Source organism: uncultured Jannaschia sp. (genome assembly GCF_947494055.1).
In the GTDB taxonomy this organism is placed as follows: Bacteria; Pseudomonadota; Alphaproteobacteria; order Rhodobacterales; family Rhodobacteraceae; genus Jannaschia.
On sequence record NZ_CANLTR010000110.1, the window covers coordinates 1 to 2,565 of the forward strand.

The window sequence follows — 2,565 nt, forward strand, 5'->3', positions numbered from 1 at the left end:
GTAAGCGGGAGCTGGGCCCCACGCCGGTTTCAGCTTGACGGATTGAAGTTCCAGGGGAGGAGTTCGTCGATCCGGCTTTTTGGGTGGCCGTTCGCGATCGCCTCCAAGGTTGCCTTGAGATAGGCGAATGGTTCGACGCCATTGATCTTCGCGGTTTCGATGAGAGACGCGATACGCCCCCAAGCCTTCCCGCCTTCATCGTGCCCGGCGAAGAGCGCGTTTTTCCTGTTCAGAGCGATCGGGCGGATGAGGTTTTCGACGCCGTTGGAGTCGATCTCGATACGCCCATCCCGAAGGAAGGTCTGCAGTCCATCCCAGTGGTGGTGGATGTAGGCGAGCTTCTCGCCGAGACGCGATTTGGCGGAGACACGCAGGCGCTGCTCTTGCAGCCATTCACCAAAGGCCGCGACAAGCGGCGCCGTTCGTGCCTGCCGAGCCGAGAGCCGCTGACCGGGGCCCATGCCGCGGATCTCAGCCTCGACCTTGTAGAACTCGGCAATGCGTCGCAGGCCTTCGGCCGCGATCTCGGAACCGTCGCGGTCGAACACTTCCTTCAGCTTGCGCCGTGCGTGCGCCCAGCAATACGCCACGCGGATCGGGTCACCGCCCTTGCGGGAGGGGCGCGTCAGGCGGTTGTAGCCTGTGTATCCGTCGATCTGCAGGATGCCGTCGAAGCCGGTCAGGAACTTCTCCGCGTTCTCCCCGCCCCGGCCGGGGGCGTAGAAGTAGACCACGCCGGGTGGATCGTCGCCGTCCCACGCTCGATCATCCCGGGCCAGTGCCCAAAGGAAGCCGGTCTTGGTCCGGCCGCGCCCGGGGTCGAGCACCGGTGCGGTGGTCTCATCCATGAACAGCTTGGTCGATGTCTTCAGGTGCTCTGCCAGGCAAGCCACCACCGGCCGCAGGTGGAATGCCGCGACGCCGACCCAGTCGGCCAACGTGCTGCGATGGATGTCGATGCCCGAGCGGGAGAGGATCTGGCTCTGGCGATATAGTGGAAGGTGATCCGCGTATTTGCTGACCAGGATGTGGGCGATGAGCCCCTCGGTCGGCAGGCCGCTCTCGATCAGGGCGGCGGGTGCCGGGGCCTGACGCACGCCGTCGGTGCAGGCGCGGCAGGCGTATTTGGGACGGACGGTGACAAGCACGCGCAGCTGCGCGGGCACGATGTCGAGGCGTTCGATGCGATCCTCGCCGATCTTGTGCATCTGCCCGCAGCCGCACGGGCACGCGAGGCTGTCGGGCTCGACCACCTGTTCGATGCGGGGCAGGTCCTCGGGCAGGTTGCCGCGGTTGCGCTTGGCCGAAGACGCCGTGCGACGGGACGTGCTGTCCGAAGGAGCCTGCGTCTCCTTTTGCTCATTGGCTTCGGCGACGGCCGTCTCGAGATCCTCGAAGGCCAGCTGCCGTTCATCTTCGCTGAGCTTCTCGGATCGCTTGCCATGGACGAGGTGGTTGAGCTCGGCCACCAGGTGCTCGAGGCGCTTGATGATGTCCTTGAGACCGGCCGTCTCGCTCCTGAGGATGGCCGTTTCGTCCTTGAGGCTTGCCGCTTCATCCTTGAGCTGGCCCCGCTCGCGCAGCAGTGCGGCGACAGCTTCACGTTGGTCCTCGGGAATGGCCGACAGGTCTATTTCTACGGCGGCAGGCATGCTCCGAACATACGTGGAAGGGTCTGGAATTGCACGTCAATTCGTTAACTACATCACTCCGCCGCAGCTGGCCGACGCGCGTCCAGCGACCTGACCCTTCGCCAGTCCAGACCGGCAAACAGCGCCTCAAACTGCGCCCGGTTCAACGTCATCACGCCATCCCGGATCGCCGGCCAGATGAAGGCAGTTTCCTCGAGGCGCTTGTAAGCCATTACCAGCCCGCTTCCGTCCCAGAACAGGATCTTCAACCTGTCAGCACGCTTTGCCCGGAACACGAAGACGGTGCCGGTGAAAGGATCCTCCTTCAGCGCCGATTGCACCAGTGCAGCCAAGCCATCGTGTCCTTTCCTGAAGTCCACCGGCTGTGTCGCGACCAGGATGCGGACGGTGTGGGACGGCATCATCATGCCTCAGCTCCGAGCGCATGAACGATCTCGGCAATCCGCCTTGCAGGCGTGCCGGCGGGGAGTTCGATCCTGACAACGCCGACGGCAATGCGAAGCAGGTCGCCCGACTGCGGCGAAGCCTCCCGCTCCACTGGCTCCTCCGGCTCACGCAGGACAAGGGGCGCGAAGACCGGGAGTTCATCAGCCCCCGCAGAGGCGTCGATGGCCGCAGGCAGAACCAACTTGCCCTTCTTCGCCAAGCCCCGCCAGGCGGACAACTGGTTCGGCTTAACCCCATACCGCTCGGCCACGGAGCTCACGGTCGCGCCCGGCGCCAACGTCTCCGCGACAACCTGCGCCTTTACATCATCCGGCCACCGTCGATGCCCTGACGCATGGACCTCCACACCCAGCGATCTGAGAAACGAATTCGTAGCACACATTGCGAAACGCACTCCCCATCTTGAGATGGGTAGATCTCGCAATCAGGCCGATGCCCGACAACGTGGGCCGCAGCCACCGCTTAC

At 64.3% G+C, this 2,565-nt stretch carries 3 protein-coding genes; all 3 read right to left on the reverse strand.

Annotated features, from left to right (window positions below):
* Positions 1–29 precede the first annotated feature (29 nt).
* Genes Q1A87_RS23235 through Q1A87_RS23245 form a run of 3 tightly spaced genes read right to left on the reverse strand, consistent with a single transcriptional unit; the run spans position 30 to position 2,481 of the window.
* The gene (locus Q1A87_RS23235) at positions 30–1,652 is read right to left on the reverse strand and encodes an IS66 family transposase (protein WP_299657159.1); all 1,623 of its coding nucleotides are present in this window, start codon (positions 1,650–1,652) and stop codon (positions 30–32) included.
* Between the two features lie 53 nt (positions 1,653–1,705).
* Complete coding sequence (gene tnpB, locus Q1A87_RS23240; protein ID WP_299657162.1) at positions 1,706–2,059, reverse strand: IS66 family insertion sequence element accessory protein TnpB; 354 nt, start codon at positions 2,057–2,059, stop codon at positions 1,706–1,708.
* Entirely contained in the window at positions 2,056–2,481 is a 426-nt protein-coding gene (locus Q1A87_RS23245) for a transposase (RefSeq protein WP_299657165.1), read from the reverse strand. Before Q1A87_RS23245 ends, tnpB begins: the two co-directional genes overlap by 4 nt.
* Positions 2,482–2,565 lie beyond the last annotated feature (84 nt).